The organism is Acinetobacter sp. V104_13 (genome assembly GCF_031798995.1).
GTDB classification, from domain to species: domain Bacteria; phylum Pseudomonadota; class Gammaproteobacteria; order Pseudomonadales; family Moraxellaceae; genus Acinetobacter; species Acinetobacter pittii.
Window position 1 is genome coordinate 13901 of sequence record NZ_JAVQNP010000010.1, and the last position, 18896, is coordinate 32796.

Here is an 18896-nt window from a genome sequence, read left to right on the forward strand (position 1 = left end):
GTTATTTTTGTTGATATTCTTGAATGACTTCTAAAGCAGCACGAAAAGCTTCTTGTGTAGCAGGGGCGCCGCAATATGGCAGGCTGTGCAATAAAGTTTCTTGAATCTCTTCAACTGTACAACCATTGTTGAGTGCACCACGAACATGGCCTTTGAGTTCGGTTGGTGATTTAAGTGCGGTTAGCATAGCTAAAGTTATTAATGAACGATATTTACGAGGTAGCACACCTTCACGTTGCCAAGTCGATCCCCATGCATGTTCATTAATCCAGTCTTGTAAAGGCTGGGTAAAGGGTACAGTATTTTCTTGGGCACGCTTTACAAAAGCTTCTCCCATCACTTCTGTGCGTACTTTTAATCCATTTTCGTAATCTTGCTTAGACATTAATTTCTCCTAAAAATAAAAGCGTCGATTGACGCTTTTATGGCTGTTTATTAATTAATGCGAATCAAGTGTGATTGCAATAGTGAATTAGTGGAGGCATCAGTCACTAAATTTGATGAGGGTTCGACAAAGGAAGATCTTTATTTAAATCTTCATCAAACACATCTGTAAGCATGCTATCGAATCGAATTGCGTTGTATTGTAATAATTGTTGAGCTTCGCTTTCAGAAATAAAGCCTTCTTTTATCGCTTGTGCAATATTCTCTTCGAAAGTAAGTCCTGTAAATTTGCCTTTAGATTCAGCTTTTTTAAACTTATCCCAAAGTGGTTCAAGTGTTCGTAGAATTTGGAAAGCATGCTCTAAACGACCAGTTACATCATCGGCTTTGGTTGAATAAAATACGTGATGCTTAAGTTGTTCTCTGAAAGGATGCTCTTGCATCATAAGTTCAGCGACTTGTTGTTTTAACTCATCATCTGGTTTTGAAATAACACGACCAAAAGGGAAACAAATCCATTTTACAAATGCTGCTGGAAGTTTGGCTGGGAAGTTTTCAAATAATCCCCAAAATGCTTCCTGAATATTCAAGAAAGCTTTTTGTAGCGCTAATTTAGCGTGAAGTTGTTCAGCTTCAGTTTTTTGTCCAGCTTCATAAAATTTTAATATCGCAGTAGAAATAAAGAGGTGCGCGTGAATATCTGCCAAGCGGCCTGATAACATTTCTTTGCGTTTTAAGTCGCCTGCAAGTAGGCCAAGTGACATATCTGAAACAAGTGCGAAGTTGGCACTAAAACGATTAATCGTTTTATAGTAACTTGCAGTGAATTGATCTGCTGACTGAGGCGCATCGCTTGAGCCACCTGTCCAACCGTAGGCAAATGATCTAGCACCGCGGTTAAAGGTATAGGCTAAATGTTTAAATAACAAATCATCGAATTTTTTGACTGAGTTATTTTTATCTTCAGATTGAAGGAGTTGTAACTCTTCAAATAGATAAGGATGACAACGCATTGAGCCTTGACCAAAAATCATCAATGAACGGGTCAAAATATTTGCGCCTTCTACCGTAATAGCAATTGGAATTGCTTGATAGGTAAGGGCAAGGAAATTACGTGGCCCAAGTTGAATTGCACGTCCTCCAGCAATATCCATTCCGTGATTGACAACTTTACGCATCGTTTCAGTTGCATAATATTTTGCCATAGCAGTCATTACGGCAGGTGTTCCACCTTGGTTTAGGCCACATGTCACTAAATAACGGAATGCTTCAAGCATATAGGCATCGCTGGCAATTTCGCTGGTTGCTTCTTGTACGCCTTCAAATTTACCGACAGAAATATTAAATTGCTGGCGAATTTTCGCAAAAGCACCAACGGTTAAATAGCTCATTTCACCTGCGGCTGTGGCTAATGCTGGAAGGGAAATACCACGGCCCACGCCTAAACATTCCATGAGCATTCGCCAGCCTTTACCGGCATTTTCTTGACCACCAATAATCCAGTCAATAGGAATAAAAACATCTTCTCCTTCTACTGTTCCATTCATGAATGGAGAGCCAGGATAATGACGTGCTCCTATTTTTACACCCGCATGACTTGCAGGAATTAAGGCGCAAGTAATACCGTATTCTGTTTTATTTTTATCTCCGAGTAGGCCTTCTGGGTCATAAAGTTTAAATGCTAGACCAACAACGGTGGCAATTGGTGCAAGCGTAATCCAGCGTTTAGAGAAATTCATTCTTAGCCCAAGAACTTGAGCACCTTCATATTCACCGTAACAAACAACGCCCGAATCTGGAATAGCGCCTGCATCTGAACCTGCTTCTGGGCTAGTTAAACCAAAGCATGGGATCTCTTCACCTTTAGCAAGGCCCGGTAAATATTGCTGCTTTTGTGCATCGGTACCGTAATGCATGAGTAGCTCACCCGGTCCTAACGAGTTTGGAACCATACAACTCACAGCTGTGGTGAGTGAGCGGGAAGCAATTTTGCTCATAATACGGCTTTGAGCAAATGAGCTAAATTCTTTACCCCCAAATGACTTTGGAATAATGAGGCCTAAAAAACCTTTGTCTTTAATAAATTGCCAAACTTCTGGTGGTAGATCTTTTAAGTGATGATGGATCTCCCATTCATCTAGCATGCTACAAAGGAGCTCAACTTCATTGTCGATAAAACTTTGTTCTTCTGCTGACAAAGTTGGGTAGGGGTACTTTTCAAATTGTGACCAATCGGGTGCCCCCATAAATAATTCTTTTTCCCACCAACTGGTACCTGCCTCTAAAGCTTCTTGTTCAGTCGTACTGATACTCGGCATTGAGTTTGCTAAAGTTTTATATGCAGGTTGAGTAATCAGATTAAAGCGTAATGGTGCAAATAAAATAATGATACTAAGGGCAATAAGGGGAATACCTAAAAGAAGAGCCCATGGCGTTAATAGGAGTGCAGTAAGTATGGCTACAGCAATCGTAATAACACTACCAATGGTTCTGTTTAGATTAAAAAAGAAAATTGCCCATATTGCAAAAAGCTGAATGACAACGCTTAAAACAAAGAGTAGGAAAATCATACTTGCTCCTTGCTAGATAAGTCCTCAAGTTAGAAGTTACAAAAAGCGAGGAGAGATTTAAGGCTTAACTAGCTAATTTTTAATGCTGTTTAAATTTAATTTTTTATGTCGCAATTGATGTATATGCTAGAGCAGGGATATATCGTACTTTTAGGTATAAGATATTTTTAAGTGAAAGTGTAATGGGTTGTTTTATCGATTTGTCAAGAAATGTTATTGATTTTCTTATACAAATAAAAAGCCCTCTGAAGTAGAGGGCTTTTATAGATATTTAAATTTTAAGCTTCGACAACTTGAACAGCGATTTTTTTAGCTGGATCTACTTTGCGACGAACTTCCGGTACTGGTTCACCGTGGTATTGACGATCAGCAAAGTAACTTGAACGAACCATTGGTGCAGACCAAATATTTCTAAAACCAAGTTTACGGCCATGCTCTGCATAACGTTCGAACTCTTCTGGCGTTACAAAGCGGTCAATTGACGCGTGTTGTTTAGAAGGTTGTAAGTATTGACCAATAGTCACATAGTCAACATCATGAGCACGCAAGTCATCAAGCAATGCAATAACTTCTTCTTCAGTTTCACCGATACCCACCATCAAACCGCATTTTGTTGGGATGTCAGGGCAATATTCTTTAAACATTTTTAATAAGTTTAAAGAATGTTGATAGTCTGAACCTGGGCGCATCGCTTTATATAGTCGTGGCACAGTCTCGATGTTGTGGTTAAATACGTCTGGCGGACATTCAGTCATAATGCGTAAAGCAATATCCATACGTCCGCGGAAATCTGGTACTAAAATCTCAAGCAATGTATTTGGGCTTAGTGTACGAGCTTCTTTGATACAGTCCACAAAGTGTTGTGCACCGCCGTCAAGTAAGTCATCACGGTCAACCGAAGTAATTACTGCATATTTGAGCTTAAGATTAGCAATTGTCTCTGCCATGTGACGAGGTTCATCTGCATCGAGTGCATTTGGACGACCATGTGCTACATCACAGAAAGGGCAACGACGTGTACAAATATCACCCATGATCATGAATGTTGCTGTACCACCACCAAAACATTCTGGTAGGTTTGGACAAGCAGCTTCTTCACAAACGGTATGGAGTTTTTGAGCACGTAAAGTGGTTTTAATACGCTGAACTTCTTCTGGTGCCGTCATCTTGACACGAATCCAGTCAGGTTTACGCGGCACTTCAACCGTAGGTACAACTTTTACAGGAATTCTTGCGACTTTTTCTGCGCCACGAAGTTTTACACCCTGTTCAGGTTTACGGTGTTCTGACATATTTAACTTTTCCACTCGTTTATAGAGACATTGACATTGTATTATAGCGAACTTCTGCAGTTAATAGCGGAAAATAACTATTCATATAATAAATGTGGTTATTCAGAAATATAGGGTTGAGAAATACATAAATTCACCGCATATTAGCCATAATTTATTATAAAATATGGTCATTCAAGTGAGGAAGGAGCTTTCAATGCCACGTAAAAAAGAGGTCGTTAGTGGGAATTTCGTTAAATACGATGCGGTAGTTCTCGGTTCTGGACCTGCAGGTGAAGGCGCGGCAATGAAGCTTGCAAAAGCGGGTAAGCGTGTTGCAATTGTAGATGTGCGTGATCAACTGGGTGGTAACTGTGCACACGTTGGTACCATTCCAAGTAAAGCATTACGTCAAACAGTTTCTAGTATTATTCGCTATCAGCGTGATCCAATGTTTCAAAAAGTAGGTGAATGGAAACAGTTCACCATGAAACAGGTTTTGCGTAATGCACACAAAGTAATTCAACAACAGGTTGATACGCATACACGTTTTTACGATCGCAATAAAATCGGTGTATTCCACGGCCGTGCATATATTCAAGATAAAAATACAGTTTTAGTTTTTAGCCATGAAGGCATTAAAGAAACAATTATCTGTAAGCAAATCGTGATTGCTACAGGTAGTCGTCCTTATCATCCGCAAGGTTTAGACTTTGATCATCCTCGCGTATTCGATTCGGACAAAATCCTTGATCTTGATTATTCAATTCAAAAAATCATTATTTACGGCGCAGGTGTTATTGGCTGTGAATATGCCTCAATCTTTATTGGTCTAGATCATAAAGTTGACTTGATCAATACTCAGCAAAAATTATTAAGTTATCTAGATGATGAGATTGCTGATGCATTGTCTTATCACTTACGTGAACAAGGTGTATTGATTCGTCACAATGAGCAAATGGATCATCTTGAAACGTTTGATGACCATGTTGTACTACATTTACAAAGTGGTAAAAAGATTAAAGCCGATGCAATTCTTTGGTGTAACGGTCGTTCAGGAAACACTGAAGGTTTAGGTCTTGAAAATGTTGGCTTAGTACCAAATAACCGTGGTCAACTTTCAGTAAATGATCAATATCAAACTGAAGTTGAAAATATATATGCTGCTGGTGACGTGATTGGTTGGCCATCACTTGCTTCTGCTGCTTATGACCAAGGGCGCTGTGCTGGCGCAAACATGAGTGGTGAAGATGCGAAGCCAGTACGTGATATCCCAACAGGTATTTATACTATTCCAGAAATCTCATCAATTGGTAAAAATGAACAGGAACTAACGGAAGAGAAAATTCCGTATGAAGTAGGTCAAGCTTCTTTCCGTCATTTGGCTCGTGCACAAATCACTGGTGATACAGTGGGTGAGTTAAAAATTCTTTTCCACCGTGACACTATGGAAATTTTAGGTATTCACTGTTTTGGTAATAACGCTGCCGAAATTATCCACATTGGGCAAGCAGTTATGCACAGCCCAAACAATACCTTGAAATATTTTGTTGAAACAACGTTTAACTATCCAACAATGGCAGAAGCATATCGTGTAGCTGCGCTTAATGGTATGAATCGTTTGTTTTGATTTTAAATAAGTTTTTCATAAAAAAGCCCGCAAACTTGCGGGCTTTTTTATTTTCATTAGACCATAGGTTTTTTATATTTTTATGACAATTTGCAGTATGCGTCTGGCTGTCTATATCTCTAGTGGGCACAAAATGCTTGATTGAAATATACAAATAAATCAGGAGTTTGTTTCCATAAAATGATTGAACAGGCCAGCAGAGTAATCACGAGCAAAGTCATAATTGTTTTCAAAAGTAAGGCATTATGCGTCATGAATAACAGCCTCCTCATTTACAAAGAAATGTACGATTACCCCTAATATACTCAAAGCTATTGAACATAGCCAAATCGCATTGTAATTACCTGTTAAGTCATGGTTAACACCGCCAAGCCAACCGCCAAAGAAAGAACCGACTTGATGGGTGAAAAACACAATACCACTTAACATTGAAAGGTATTTAACACCAAACATATTTGCCACGATGCCGTTGGTAAGTGGAACTGTAGAGAGCCATAAAAGTCCCATAATGACGCCAAAAGCATATACCGTATAAGTGCTTAGAGGTAATAATAAAAAGGCGATGATTGCGATGCCACGGCTACCGTAAAGTGCCATCAATAATTTAGGTTTTGAGAAACGATCTCCTAACCAACCAGCACCATAAGTCCCCACAATATTAAATAGTCCAACTAGTGCCAGAAACACAGTGCCTGTAGCTGCATCAAAGCCGTGATCGATTAAATAGCCCGGCAGATGAACACCTAAAAAGACCACCTGAAATCCACACACTAAAAAGCCTAAAGCTAACCACCAGAACGGCTTATGTTTTCTAGCAATATTCAGTACTTGTTTAAATGTGAGTTGAGGTTGAACAATTGCTTTTGGCGTTTGATTGCTTGGTCCTTTTAGCATCCATGCTAGGGGAATGATAAACGCAATTAACAGCGCACTCACCATTAAAGCTGACGACCATCCTACCGTTTTAAGCAAGAGAAGGGTGGAAGGTAGCATAATAAACTGACCAAAAGAGCCTGCTGCACTGGCAATACCCATTGCCATACTTCTTTTTTCTGGAGGGGCAGCTCGGCCTACTGCACTCAGTAAAACCGTAAAAGAGGTTGCTGATAAAGCTAAACCAATAATAAGACCTAAGCTTAAATTCAAAATGAGTACACTTGAACTAAAAGCCATTAAAAGTAGGCCTAGGGTATAAAGTAAGCCACCAACAGCAACTACAACTTTACTGCCATATTTATCTGCAATTGCACCGGTAAAAGGCTGAACAGCTCCCCAGATCAGGTTCTGCATGGCTATCGCAAGACTAAAAACATGCTGTCCCCAGCCAAATTCATGGCTCATGGGTACAAGGTAGAGACCGAAACCATGACGGACACCTAATGAAAGAGCCAAAATAATTGCACTGCCAATCAGCATATAGATGAGGGGCTGAGAAAATTGGTTGCCAGTTTTAGTCATGATTAATGGAAAATTATAATAATGATGATTTATTGTAGAAGATATATCGAAAAATATCGATATAGTTGGAGGGAATATTTAAGAAGAATTAAAAAGTTCTTAAGGATCGTATTTTATGACAAGAAAATTAAAGAAGCAGACATCATTTTGATCTCTGCTTCTTGTAGAAATTATGCTGCGGAATTACGTTCAAGTAATGCTTGTTCAAAAAGGACTTGTTCTTTTTCTTTATGTTCAGTCGTGAAGCGAATTAGAATTACGCTACAGCCTGCGACCATAACCAAACCACCTAAAATAAATAGACAAGTTTGAACATCTAGCAAACCTTTTAATAAGAAACCCGCTGCAACTGCACCGACATTACCACCCGCGCCAATAATGCCTGCAACACCACCTAATGCATTACGATCAATAAATGGTACAAGAGCATATGTCGCGCCACAAGCCATGTGAGTAAATAAGGCAAAAATGGTCATGGAAATAATTGCAAGAGCAACCACATTCATTTGAGAGAAAAGAATTAAGAATAAGCCTTCACCTAAAATCATGAGCACTAGTACTTTAGTGCGGCCATCTAAACCTTTTTTGAGTGCGACTTTATCGGAAATAATACCGCCAAGTGCACGAGCAAAGAGTGCAAGAAGACCAAATATCCCCGCGGTTAAACCAGCAGTTTTTAAATCCATTTTGAAGTGATCAACATAGTACATTGCTGCAACGTTATGGATAAAAATTTCAATACCGAAACATGCACCGTAAGCCACAAATAAAATCCAGACACGGTAGTTACGAGCAGCTTGCATCAAAATTGCCATGCCACCTTTTTTACCACTGCCAACTTCAATACCTTGTGCGCGGACTTCTTTGAAGTTTCCTTGAGGACAGTCTTGGGTGAGTTTCCAATAAAGAATACCAACAATGACCATCATTACGCCTGGTACGATTAATGCAACACGCCAACCCATAGTTTGTTCGACACCGAACATGACAATTGCACCAAGTAATAAAGGCATTAGAGCTTGGGTTGCACCGCCACCAGCATTACCCCAACCAGCTGCTGCCGCATTTGCTGTACCTACAACATTAGGTGCAAACATAACGCTTGTATGATATTGCGTAATAACAAAGCTTGCGCCAATTGCACCAATCAGTAAGCGGAAGAATAAAAAAGACTCATAACTGTTAGCAGCAGCAACCCCAAATACAGGAATACTGCCAAGCAAGAGAAGAGCTGTATAGGTAATCCTCGGGCCATATTTATCACAAAGTGGGCCGACAGCGAGTCGTACTAAAATCGTAATTGCAACGGCGGCAATATTGATATTGGCAATTTGGTCTTTGGTTAAGCCGAACTCACCTTTAATAACCGGCATTAATGGTGCGCAAGCAAACCATGCGAAGAAGCACACAAAGAATGCGAGCCATGTCATGTGGAAAGCGCGCATTGCAGGAGTAGAAAAGCTAAATAATTTTATTTCAGTTGCTTTTTTTGCATCTAGATTGATATTTGAAGACATACGCCGTCCCTCTGAACTGAACGAAATTTTAATTTGCATGGCAATTTATTGCCTATCTGCAGACCGATCAGAGCGGACATCGTTGGCCGTCTTGGTTTATTCATTGAATCATCGTTGACTCATCTTGCTATGAATAAAGCAAAGCTTGTGCCAAAAAATTAATTTTACTAAAAAGGAAAAATTACTTTCTAATTCTATTGAGTTAGTTTATTAAAAATAAAATTAATTAAAAAATTGAAATAAATCAGTAAATGCTCATAAGAGAGGAAGGCGGTAGATTTTTTCAATCGGCTTTATAAAAGTGCTCATTTTTTTAGCATTTTGATTTAAAAAGAAGCAAAATTTGGAAAAAAGAAAGCTATAAAAACGTGCATAAGTTTTTATAGCTTTGGGTGATACAAAAATTAAAAGCGGTAACCAATACCGGCATAACCTAAAATGGGATTAATTTCGATATCTGCTTTTGCATTAATTAATTCACCATATTTGGCATCATTGACTGTAATAGTCGTATCCGTTTTTAAGTGAGCGTAAGAGACAGAACCAACCGCATACCATTTGTCATTGAAGTCATAGGTGAAACCCAAAGTTGCTACGGGCGCAATTGCGTCAGATGCTTCAAGGTCTACTTTAGGATCACCAGAACTAGTTTTTCTTTCTAAAGCAGCACCCGATTTACCATCTTTAATATTTACAATCATATGGCCAGCACTGACTAAATCATTTTCAATTTCAGGATTCATTTCCAGTTCACTGAAATAAGCATACATCACACCTAGTCCAACATACGGTCTAAATTTATTTACGCCAGTTTTGCCAAAGTGATATTGTAATTCAAATGCTGGTGTCCAAGCTCGAGCTGATGCCGCACTTCCATGGGCTTCAAGATCGGTAATAAAGATATTATTTTCAAGCTCCATTGATCCAAGAATTCCGCCGGCAGGTTTTGCAGTAGCAGAAAAAGGTGCATAAATCTTACCTTTACCTTGTAGATCGACTTTAGGTGGAATTCCTGCTTTTACTTCTAATGAGACATTATCTGTAAAAAAGTAATTTGTCATAAGACCGAGGGTAGTTACATCATCAGCTTCTAAGCCTGTATTCTCCGCTTCCCATTGACTCAAACCGCGAATTTCAGCTGTTCCACTTAACCATGCGGGAATAGTATCAGTACCTAAACCAATAACATCAATGAGTTTTTCAAGAACGACATTACTATTACTATCAGAAATATTGTCTTGAATAGTTTTTACTTTAATATCTCCGACCTTAGATTGCTCATTTTCTTTAACAGAAGTATTAATCCTAAAAGGCTGAGCTTTTCCTGTTGGTTTGACATATAAAGGACCCGCAGAGACAGAAAAACGTTTGAAGCCATCGCCATCTTTAAAACTAAAATATGGTGAAGCGGCATAAGTGAATGTTGGCAGAGCAAAAAAGGCAGCTGTCATACAAAATAATGACTTTTTCATCATAAAAGGACTCCATGTCCGACATTTGTTTACTGATTTTTATTGAGCCCACCATACCTTGTTTTATTGAATAGATTGTGTATTAAAAATTAATAATTGTAATTTTTTTGAAATATTTGTTTATATTTAGAAAGATTTATTAATAAAAAATACATAATAAATAATAAAAGGCTACATAAAGTAGCCTTTTATTTAAGATTTTTAAATTATTAGTTGAAACGGGATAAGTCTTCTTCAGGACGAGCAGTTAAAACTTCAATGCCTGTTTGGGTGACTAAAATAGTATGTTCATACTGAGCTGAAAGTTTATGGTCTTTGGTTACGACAGTCCATTTGTCACCTAACAATTTAGTTTGCCATACGCCAGCATTTACCATTGGTTCAATTGTAAAAGTCATACCTGCTTCTAGACGCATACCTGTACCAGCTTGACCATAATGGAGTACTTGAGGTTCATCATGGAAAACAGTTCCAATACCGTGACCACAATATTCACGTACTACACTAAAACGTTCTGATTCGACATACTTTTGGATTGCGTGGCCGATATCACCTAAATATGAACCATCTCTAACAGTTGCCATTCCACGATACATCGCTTCTTGAGCAACTTTGCATAGACGGTTGGCTAAAATAGAAGTTTCACCACCAACAACATACATCATGTTGGTATCGCCGTGATAACCATCTTTAATGACAGTAACGTCAATATTAAGGATGTCACCATTTTTTAAAATTTTATTTTCAGAGGGAATACCATGACAGACAACATGGTTAACCGAAGTACAAATAGAGTGTTGAAAAGCAGGGCGCCCAGGAGCTCCACCATAGCCTACACATGCAGGAATAGCATGCTGCACATTTTCAATGTGATTACGACAAATGGTATCAAGTTCAAGTGTACTTACACCTGCCTTAATATGGGGCTTGATCATCTCTAGAACTTCAGCCGCCAGTCGTCCTGCAATGCGCATTTTTTCAATTTCATCTGGAGTTTTGATTAATCGACGTGGAGCTGTATAAGTACTGTTCATGATCTCTAAAAACTTTTGGTAATTTACAAGTGTCTATGGTATAAATAGCCGCCCATTTTATCAAATGCTTTTCGTGAATATCTTTTACGAACAATTTTGATAGATGGAGTAAAAAATCCGCACATATATCGTCACATTACTCTGGGTGCCCGTAAAAAGGTGGAGAATGCGGATATATGGAGGCCTAACCCAACTTTTAAGGTAAAGAAAATGGCAGATTACAACGTAAGCATGCGCGACCTTCTTCAAGCAGGTGCGCACTTTGGTCACCAAACTCGTTTCTGGAACCCAAAAATGCGTCAATACATTTTTGGCGCGCGCAACAAAATTCACATCATCAACCTTGAGCACACTGTTCCTGCGTTAAATGATGCTTTGAACTTCGCTAACCAATTAGCAAGCAAAAAGAACAAAGTTTTGTTCGTTGGTACAAAACGTGCTGCTTCTAACATCATCCGTGAACAAGCTCAACGCGCTGGTCAACCATATGTAGATCACCGTTGGTTAGGTGGTATGTTGACGAACTGGAAAACACTTCGCCAATCTATCAACCGTTTAAAAGATCTTCAAACTCAATCTCAAGATGGTACTTTTGCTAAGCTTACTAAACGTGAAGCTTTAGAACGTGCTCGTGAGATGGAAAAACTTGAGCGCTCTTTAGGCGGCGTTAAAAACATGGGTGGTTTACCTGACGCATTATTTGTAATCGACGTTGATCACGAAGCGATTGCAATCAAAGAAGCGAAGAACTTAGGTATTCCTGTTATCGGTATCGTTGATACAAACTCTAACCCAGACAACGTTGATTACGTTATTCCTGGTAACGACGATGCGATCCGTGCAGTAACTCTATATGCTTCAGCTATGGCTGACGCAATTCTTGCTGGTAAAGAATACGCTCAATCTCAAGCGAACGCTCAAGCAAAAGGCGATGACGCTGCGAAAGACGCTTCTGAGGCTTAATGCGTTTTGACGCAGGCTTGTCATTTTTGCGACATGTAATGGTGGCAAATTAAGCGTCGAGAGTGCAAACGGCCCAGAGTTTCTTTGGGCCGTTTTTGTTGAAAAGATTTATTTTCTACCGATTTTAGGAGATCAACATGACTGCAATTACTGCAAGCATGGTAAAAGAATTACGTGACCGTACTGGTCTTGCAATGATGGAATGCAAAAAAGCATTAACAGAAGCGAACGGTGACATCGAGCTTGCTATTGATAACCTTCGTAAATCTGGTCAAGCTAAAGCTGCTAAAAAAGCTGGTAACATTGCTGCTGACGGTGCAATCACAATCGTTCAAGAAGGCAACAAAGCAATTTTAGTTGAAGTTAACTGTCAAACTGACTTCGTTGCTAAAGACGAAAACTTCTCTAACTTCTCTAAAGCTGTTGCTACTGCTGCTTTAGCTGCTGGTGAAACTGATGCTGCTAAAATCGCTGAATTAAAATTAGCAGACGGTCAATCAGTTGAAGAAGCTCGTATTGCACTTGTTCAAAAAATCGGTGAAAACATCCAAGTTCGTCGCGCGAAAATCGTTGAAGGCGAAAACTTGGCTATCTACAAACACGGTTTAAAAATCGGTGTTGTAGTTTCTTATACTGGTGATGCTGATACTGGTAAAGGTATTGCAATGCACGTTGCTGCATTCAACCCAGTAGCTGTAAATGCTGAAGCTGTTCCTGCTGACCTTATCGCTAAAGAAAAAGAAATTGCTGAAGCGAAAGCGTTAGAATCTGGTAAGCCAGCTAACATCGTTGAGAAAATGGTAACTGGTTCAGTTGATAAATACTTGAACGAAGTTGCTCTTGATCGTCAAATGTATGTAATCGACAACGACAAGAAAGTTGCTGATGTATTAAAAGCAACTGGTACTACTGTTGCTGAATTCGTACGTTTCGAAGTTGGTGAAGGTATTGAGAAGAAAGCAGAACTTAGCTTCGCTGAAGAAGTTGCTGCTGCTCAAGCTGCTGCGAAGTAATTCGTATCACAATAAAAAAAGCCCCATTGGGGCTTTTTTTATCTCAGTTAAAATAAGGGTATACAATGACAAATAAAAAAAATCTCAGTATTGCTGGTGTGATTATTTTATTGATTGCTGCGTATTTTGGTCTAGATTTATCTGGGCATAAGCAAAGTCAATCACCATCATCAACTATACCCGCAGCTCAGCGTAATGAAACTACACTTTCAAATAATGGGGTGGACACTGTAAAAGCTGCTTATGAGCAGAGACAAAGTAATGTTCAAGTGCAGGGAAGTGGTCGAGTCAAAGCAATTTTAAGAGATGATAATGATGGGTCAAGGCACCAGAAATTCATTCTAGTATTAAAAAATGGTCTTTCAATTTTGGTTGCACATAATATCGATTTGGCACCTAAAATTTCTAATCTAAATAAAGGTGACATCGTTGAGTTTTATGGCGAATATGAATACAACCCAAAAGGTGGTGTACTACATTGGACTCATCACGATCCACAAGGTCGTCATGAAAGTGGTTGGCTTAAACATGACGGACAGATCTATCAATAAAGCTCACGTGAACGTTTAATCAGATTATTTTCATAGAGCAATTTTGTTCTATTCAGTTTATTAAAACATGCTATGGTTTTTTTATTGAATAGATGAGACGTATTTATGCAGCGGGAGCAAGCCGATTATCTGCATGTGCGAGAGTTGGGCGGTTTAGAGTTATTAAAAGCACATTATCACCAAACACAGTTTTCAAAGCATACTCATGAAGGGTACTGTATTGGTGTGATTGAAGAGGGAGCACAGTCTTTTTTTAGGACGGGACAGCTACATGTAGCTCCTAAAGGCGATATTATTCTAGTCAATGCTGACGAGATCCATACTGGTTCATCAGCTGTTGAATCAGGGTGGCGTTATCGAGCGATCTATCCAACACCTGAAATGTTAGCAGAAGTTAGCCAAGTTTTTTTTGAAAATCCACATGGAGCACCATGGTTTCCTCAAGCCGTGATTCGCGACCTAGGTTTGGCTCAACAGCTTTGCTTACTTTTTGATTTATTAGAACAAAAAGATAATTTCCTACTCAAAGAAACGATGTATTTAACAACGTTAGCTTGTCTTATGAAGAGACATGGTAAATCAAATCATACTTTTTGTGAGTTACCAGAAGCATATTCAAAAATATTAAGAGTTAAAGAATTGCTCGTAGAAATGCCTGAAACAAACTTTTCTTTACAAGACTTGGCTGACATGGTCGGCTTGAGCGCTTGGCATTTCTTAAGACAATTTAAAAAATATGTAGGTCTGCCACCTCACGCTTGGCTTGTACAAGCACGTTTACAAAAAGCAAGACAGTTATTAAAACAGGGGGACCAAATTGCCATGGTGGCACAACAATGTGGCTTTTCTGACCAAAGCCATTTTAACCGTCACTTTAAAAAAGCAATGGGCGTCACACCCACTCAATATGTAGCAAGTTTGAATATATAAATAAATTAGTTTTAAAGCAATTTTATCCAATATAAGTCGGCACTCATCAAGCATGGTATAGAGATGTTTCTTATATTGGATTTTATATATGAATATTCAGCTTAATCAGCCAGTTGGGTTTTCAAAAAATAAGCCATCCTATTTATTTTTACGTGGCGCAATGGATATTTTGCCCTTATCAATTTCTGTTATTCCGTGGGCAATCTTAGCGGGATCTATGGCAATTCATGCAGGATTATCTTTCTATAAAGCACTAGCAATGTCTGGGCTCGTCTTTGCTGGAGCTGCTCAGTTGGTTAGTTTAAGCATGGCTATGGAAGGTGCTTCTGTTTTTACAATTTATTTGACTATTTTCTTTTTAACGGCTCAGCATTTTATTTATGCATTAACTTTAAGAAATGACATTTCTATCTTGTCTCTACCTAAACGATTGAGTTTAGGTTTTTTATTAACAGATGAATTGTTTGCGGTGAGTGCTCCATTTGAAAAAAGAAGTTCGGAATATCTGTTGGGAGCTGGACTATGTTTTTATTTATTTTGGGTTGCTTTTAGTTTGGTGGGAATACTGCTGGCGACAGTGATACCTGATCTTTTAAATTACCATTTGGATTTTTCGATCGTTGCTATTTTTATTGCTATGATTGTGCCGTTATGTAAAGGATTTTCGGTCATAGCTGGGGTGCTAACAACTTGTTTAAGTGGGTTTTTATTTAAATTTTATCAAATTGAGGGTGCGATTTTACTTTCAGGATTGATGGGAATGTTGATTGCTGTTTTAACTGAAGAAATAGGTAAGGAGCAATAATATGTCTTGGTTTATGATTTTAGGCTTGGCAGCAATCGTCTTTTTTAATCGCTATTATTTTTTAGAACCTCACGTAAAAATTAAACTGCCGCTTATTCTGAATAAGATGCTTAACTATTCTGCACCTTGTTTGTTAACTGCAATTTGTATTCCAGTTATTTTTTTCGATGGTAATCATTTAAGAGGCGTGATAAATAATCCTTATATTTATGCAGCAATTTTTTGTATTGTGATTGCTATGTACCTAAAAAAAGTTCTTTTAAGTGTGATAGCAAGTTTAGGATTTTTTTATTTTATAAATTTTCTAATAAATTACTAACATGCAAAAGCTGAATCGAAAGGATTCAGCTTTAAATTCATCTTTAAGCAAGAGCTTGTTTTTGTCTGCTTTTCCATTTTGGTAAGATTTTTGAGAGATAAGCATCCATACACCAAACTGGTCCAATGAGTAAAAATTGTAAATCTTTAAAGAACGAGGGCTTTTTGCCTTCCACTTTATGTCCATAAAATTGTCCAACCCAAGCAATCACAAAAATAGCGATATAAAACCCGACTCCTACAGGTAGGGTATAAATGAGCCATGCCATAACAACAAGTAAAGCAGCCATTGCCACAGCAAGTACAAGATCTAAACGTGCATAAAATACTAAGGTCAACACAAGTAATAAAGCAGTAAGCAATGTGCTGAAATGTGCAATGATTCCAATAATAGAAAATAAAATGGCGGGAACGCAAAGCCAGTGAATTTGTTTATTGGTTGGATTTTGATGACTTTCGCTATATTCATCAAACCATTCAGTAATGGATTTCATTAGTAGCACACTCCTTGTTTTAACTTTGATTTATTTTTTGTGAGTATATTTTAGCCTGTTCTTGAGGATCTCGACAAGAAACTAACACTATTCAACTATAGGGAGCGTTGTATTAAAAAAACTAAGAAAGGGCAAATGAAAAAATAATGCGAGTGTAATTGACAAGGTGGACAATTCGACCACAAGAATGGGGCGATTTTTCATAATATTTTTTCTGTGTTGCTAGATGATGAAATCATCTAAAAAAGCGTAATTTTGAGATTGATGGGAAAATTGTATGAAAAAGCTCTACTCATCTACTCTAAAAACGCCATAAATAGCCTTTATTTTGGGGAAATGGTACTAGGGTAGCGCAAATTTAAAAAAGACGCTCTAAACGCAAATTAGACGTAAAATTAACTGGTATTAAATAAACATAGTTTTTTGTTTAAAAAATATTCAAATTCAGAGCTGGATAAGGGTCAAAAAAAGAGGATTTTTTAACTTTACGTTAGGAATTATTTTGATAACTTAAAATATAAAAAAGCCGCAGAAAAAATTGCGGCTTTTTACATGAACTCGAGAGGCTATAACTTATGAAGTTGGGCCATCAACACGCTCAATATTTACTTTAGCTGTACCAGCATTGGTAATACCAAGACGTTTAGCTGCACCGTATGATAGGTCAAGTACACGGTTGCCATGGAAAGGACCACGGTCATTTACTTTTACAACCACACTTTTACCATTGTCTTTATTCGTTACTCGAATGTAACAGTTCAACGGTAGGCTACGGTGAGCAGCAGTTAAAGCATTCATGTCGAATGTTTCACCACTTGCAGTTTTACGACCATGGAATTGGCGGCCATACCAAGACGCCATACCAGTTTGGCTAAACTTACGAACAGTGTTTGAAGCTACTGTGTTAAGTTTTTCAATCACTGAAGGCTCATCTTCAGGGATTTCAATTTTTGCTGCGATAGCTTGACGACGGATTTGATCGCCAGAACGTTCAGTGATTGAAAGACTGTTAATGTTAGAAAAACGAGAATTAAAGTTTTGAGTATCTTTACTCAATACACGTGCTGCTAGATTGGGACCATCTACATCACTGTTTAATGATGATGACTGCACCATTTCAGCGTGCAGTGGGGCCATACTTAAACTAGCCGTCAGTGCAAGAACGTATTTCAGCGATAACTGCATTTGTATAAACTCCTGAGAACATGTACTTTTTTCTTTCAGCTATTGACTGAAATTTAAAGTGAACATGCCTTATTATTCACTTTTGCAATTGCTATATTGGGGTGGATAATATTCATCGGTTACGGAGAGTGTCTAGTCTTTAACGAGAAATCTTTACAAAAAGGGCAAAAACTTACAGTTTTAGGTTAAAAAATAATCAACAATGTAACAAGTTATTAAAAATGTATATATTGTGATCTATTTAACAAAAATATTTATTGACTTTTACATAAAGTATAAAAAAGCTAGCCTATCGGCTAGCTACTTCGGTGCCTAATAACCATACAGCAGTAGCGTACATACGGCTCTTATTATAAGTCGTAATCACTTGAAAATTCGGGTAAGTTAAATAGTAAATTGGTCCATTATAGTCTTGTAATTGAATAACATTCACCATATCGAGATCATCAATTTTAACTACAGGATTCAATGGAGAAATACCGAGTGTCTTTAATGCACCATATGGGAAAGGTTGCGTTAAATCTTTAGCAACAATACTTTCTGGATTTGACCCAGTGTAACGAGCCATAAACCCGATCGGTTGATCGCGTTGCCAACCTTGTTTTGCTAAGTAGTTTGCAATTGATCCAATGGCATCTTCTGCTGAGTTTCTTAAGTCGATATGTCCATTACCATCATAATCCACTCCATATTTACTAATATTGCTTGGCATAAATTGTGGATAGCCAATCGCACCTGCATAGGAACCAACAATACTATTTGTTGGGTAGCCTTCTTTATAAGTCCATGCAATAAGAGCAGCTAGCTCATCACCAAAATATTCAGCACGGCGAGGGTAGCCAAAAGCAAGCGTAGCTAAAGCATCACGTGTAATAAAAGAACCTTTATTTGCACCATAACCTGTTTCAACACCCAAAATACCTAAAATGACAGCTTGAGATACGCCATATTGTTGTTCTGCACGATTTAACGCATCTGCATATTGATTTTTAAAACGGACACCACGTTGAATTGTGCCTTCAACCAAGAACATAGAGCGATAATCATACCAAGGCTTACTTTCACCCGGACGAGTCATAATATTTAGAATGTTTGGTAAATTTTTTGCGCCACTCATGGCTGCATCGACTTGATCGCTACTTAAGCCATAAGTATTCATCGTTTTTTGTTTAAAATTCAAATAATCAGGATGTGTTGCAAAATCGTTGGCCTGAGCGAAATGACTTGTACTGATTAAGCCAGTACACAAAGCGAGCATTTTTAAAGTTTTATTTAAGTGTTGAGACAACATATCGTTTTAA

The 18896-nt window shown here is 38.2% G+C and carries 17 protein-coding genes; 7 read left to right on the top strand and 10 right to left on the bottom strand.

Annotated elements, in window-relative coordinates:
• Position 1 precedes the first annotated feature (1 nt).
• The 3 genes from RMB06_RS01820 to lipA all read right to left on the bottom strand — a co-directional run bounded on the left by RMB06_RS01820 (position 2) and on the right by lipA (position 4246).
• Entirely contained in the window at positions 2-385 is a 384-nt protein-coding gene (locus RMB06_RS01820; protein ID WP_000043120.1) for a carboxymuconolactone decarboxylase family protein, read from the bottom strand.
• 106 nt (positions 386-491) lie between these two features.
• The gene (locus RMB06_RS01825) at positions 492-2954 is read right to left on the bottom strand and encodes an acyl-CoA dehydrogenase (protein WP_311078002.1); all 2463 of its coding nucleotides are present in this window, start codon (positions 2952-2954) and stop codon (positions 492-494) included.
• A gap of 278 nt (positions 2955-3232) precedes the next feature.
• Positions 3233-4246: a lipoyl synthase gene (lipA, locus tag RMB06_RS01830; protein ID WP_311078003.1), complete on the bottom strand. Its 1014-nt coding sequence runs from the start codon at positions 4244-4246 to the stop codon at positions 3233-3235.
• Positions 4247-4442: 196 nt separating this feature from the next.
• Here lipA and sthA point away from each other — a divergent pair, with 196 nt between their 5' ends.
• Positions 4443-5855 carry a Si-specific NAD(P)(+) transhydrogenase gene (gene sthA, locus RMB06_RS01835; protein ID WP_002118117.1) on the top strand — a complete coding sequence of 471 codons (1413 nt, stop codon included), beginning with the start codon at positions 4443-4445 and terminating at the stop codon, positions 5853-5855.
• 243 nt (positions 5856-6098) lie between these two features.
• Here the strand turns inward: sthA and RMB06_RS01840 are convergent, their stop codons facing one another.
• From RMB06_RS01840 to map, 4 genes are all read right to left on the bottom strand, one after another.
• A complete protein-coding gene (locus RMB06_RS01840) occupies positions 6099-7313 on the bottom strand; it encodes an MFS transporter (protein WP_311078005.1) in 1215 nt (404 codons plus the stop codon).
• 170 nt (positions 7314-7483) lie between these two features.
• Positions 7484-8830, bottom strand: a complete 1347-nt coding sequence (locus tag RMB06_RS01845) for an MFS transporter (RefSeq protein WP_005068199.1) — start codon at positions 8828-8830, stop codon at positions 7484-7486.
• A 404-nt stretch (positions 8831-9234) separates the two neighbouring features.
• A complete protein-coding gene (locus RMB06_RS01850) occupies positions 9235-10305 on the bottom strand; it encodes an OmpW family protein (protein ID WP_068613553.1) in 1071 nt (356 codons plus the stop codon).
• Between the two features lie 206 nt (positions 10306-10511).
• Positions 10512-11336, bottom strand: a complete 825-nt coding sequence (map, locus tag RMB06_RS01855) for a type I methionyl aminopeptidase (protein WP_046811653.1) — start codon at positions 11334-11336, stop codon at positions 10512-10514.
• Positions 11337-11546: 210 nt separating this feature from the next.
• Here map and rpsB point away from each other — a divergent pair, with 210 nt between their 5' ends.
• The 6 genes from rpsB (at position 11547) to RMB06_RS01885 (ending at position 15917) form a co-directional block, all read left to right on the top strand.
• The gene (gene rpsB, locus RMB06_RS01860) at positions 11547-12299 is read left to right on the top strand and encodes a 30S ribosomal protein S2 (RefSeq protein WP_002118204.1); all 753 of its coding nucleotides are present in this window, start codon (positions 11547-11549) and stop codon (positions 12297-12299) included.
• 137 nt (positions 12300-12436) lie between these two features.
• Positions 12437-13312: a translation elongation factor Ts gene (tsf, locus tag RMB06_RS01865; protein ID WP_002118238.1), complete on the top strand. Its 876-nt coding sequence runs from the start codon at positions 12437-12439 to the stop codon at positions 13310-13312.
• 65 nt (positions 13313-13377) lie between these two features.
• Positions 13378-13863 (top strand): DUF3465 domain-containing protein, encoded by a 486-nt coding sequence (locus RMB06_RS01870; RefSeq protein WP_206218118.1) that lies wholly within the window; start codon positions 13378-13380, stop codon positions 13861-13863.
• Positions 13864-13968: 105 nt separating this feature from the next.
• The gene (locus tag RMB06_RS01875; RefSeq protein ID WP_311078010.1) at positions 13969-14793 is read left to right on the top strand and encodes an AraC family transcriptional regulator; all 825 of its coding nucleotides are present in this window, start codon (positions 13969-13971) and stop codon (positions 14791-14793) included.
• An 88-nt stretch (positions 14794-14881) separates the two neighbouring features.
• Entirely contained in the window at positions 14882-15598 is a 717-nt protein-coding gene (locus tag RMB06_RS01880) for an AzlC family ABC transporter permease (RefSeq protein ID WP_032055420.1), read from the top strand.
• Position 15599: 1 nt separating this feature from the next.
• A complete protein-coding gene (locus RMB06_RS01885) occupies positions 15600-15917 on the top strand; it encodes an AzlD domain-containing protein (RefSeq protein ID WP_017386543.1) in 318 nt (105 codons plus the stop codon).
• Between the two features lie 43 nt (positions 15918-15960).
• On the opposite strand, the gene RMB06_RS01890 is transcribed toward RMB06_RS01885, so the two are convergent.
• The 3 genes from RMB06_RS01890 to mltB form a co-directional block, all read right to left on the bottom strand.
• Positions 15961-16410, bottom strand: coding sequence for a DUF962 domain-containing protein (locus RMB06_RS01890; RefSeq protein WP_002118194.1), 450 nt, complete (start codon positions 16408-16410; stop codon positions 15961-15963).
• A gap of 573 nt (positions 16411-16983) precedes the next feature.
• On the bottom strand, positions 16984-17595 hold the full coding sequence (locus RMB06_RS01895) for a septal ring lytic transglycosylase RlpA family protein (RefSeq protein WP_002118141.1): 612 nt from the start codon (positions 17593-17595) through the stop codon (positions 16984-16986).
• 289 nt (positions 17596-17884) lie between these two features.
• Entirely contained in the window at positions 17885-18886 is a 1002-nt protein-coding gene (gene mltB / locus RMB06_RS01900; RefSeq protein ID WP_311078014.1) for a lytic murein transglycosylase B, read from the bottom strand.
• Between the last annotated feature and the right edge of the window lie 10 nt (positions 18887-18896).

Excerpts from the sequence above, each read along its gene's own strand:
- RMB06_RS01885 (WP_017386543.1), top strand. The coding sequence starts at position 15,600 with ATGTCTTGGTTTATGATTTTAGGCTTGGCAGCAATCGTCTTTTTTAAT.
- RMB06_RS01895 (WP_002118141.1), bottom strand. The coding sequence starts at position 17,595 with ATGCAGTTATCGCTGAAATACGTTCTTGCACTGACGGCTAGTTTAAGT.
- map (WP_046811653.1), bottom strand. The coding sequence starts at position 11,336 with ATGAACAGTACTTATACAGCTCCACGTCGATTAATCAAAACTCCAGAT.
- RMB06_RS01880 (WP_032055420.1), top strand. The coding sequence starts at position 14,882 with ATGAATATTCAGCTTAATCAGCCAGTTGGGTTTTCAAAAAATAAGCCA.
- tsf (WP_002118238.1), top strand. The coding sequence starts at position 12,437 with ATGACTGCAATTACTGCAAGCATGGTAAAAGAATTACGTGACCGTACT.
- RMB06_RS01870 (WP_206218118.1), top strand. The coding sequence starts at position 13,378 with ATGACAAATAAAAAAAATCTCAGTATTGCTGGTGTGATTATTTTATTG.
- RMB06_RS01820 (WP_000043120.1), bottom strand. The coding sequence starts at position 385 with ATGTCTAAGCAAGATTACGAAAATGGATTAAAAGTACGCACAGAAGTG.
- RMB06_RS01875 (WP_311078010.1), top strand. The coding sequence starts at position 13,969 with ATGCAGCGGGAGCAAGCCGATTATCTGCATGTGCGAGAGTTGGGCGGT.
- mltB (WP_311078014.1), bottom strand. The coding sequence starts at position 18,886 with ATGTTGTCTCAACACTTAAATAAAACTTTAAAAATGCTCGCTTTGTGT.
- sthA (WP_002118117.1), top strand. The coding sequence starts at position 4,443 with ATGCCACGTAAAAAAGAGGTCGTTAGTGGGAATTTCGTTAAATACGAT.
- RMB06_RS01825 (WP_311078002.1), bottom strand. The coding sequence starts at position 2,954 with ATGATTTTCCTACTCTTTGTTTTAAGCGTTGTCATTCAGCTTTTTGCA.
- RMB06_RS01850 (WP_068613553.1), bottom strand. The coding sequence starts at position 10,305 with ATGATGAAAAAGTCATTATTTTGTATGACAGCTGCCTTTTTTGCTCTG.
- RMB06_RS01840 (WP_311078005.1), bottom strand. The coding sequence starts at position 7,313 with ATGACTAAAACTGGCAACCAATTTTCTCAGCCCCTCATCTATATGCTG.
- lipA (WP_311078003.1), bottom strand. The coding sequence starts at position 4,246 with ATGTCAGAACACCGTAAACCTGAACAGGGTGTAAAACTTCGTGGCGCA.
- rpsB (WP_002118204.1), top strand. The coding sequence starts at position 11,547 with ATGGCAGATTACAACGTAAGCATGCGCGACCTTCTTCAAGCAGGTGCG.
- RMB06_RS01890 (WP_002118194.1), bottom strand. The coding sequence starts at position 16,410 with ATGAAATCCATTACTGAATGGTTTGATGAATATAGCGAAAGTCATCAA.
- RMB06_RS01845 (WP_005068199.1), bottom strand. The coding sequence starts at position 8,830 with ATGTCTTCAAATATCAATCTAGATGCAAAAAAAGCAACTGAAATAAAA.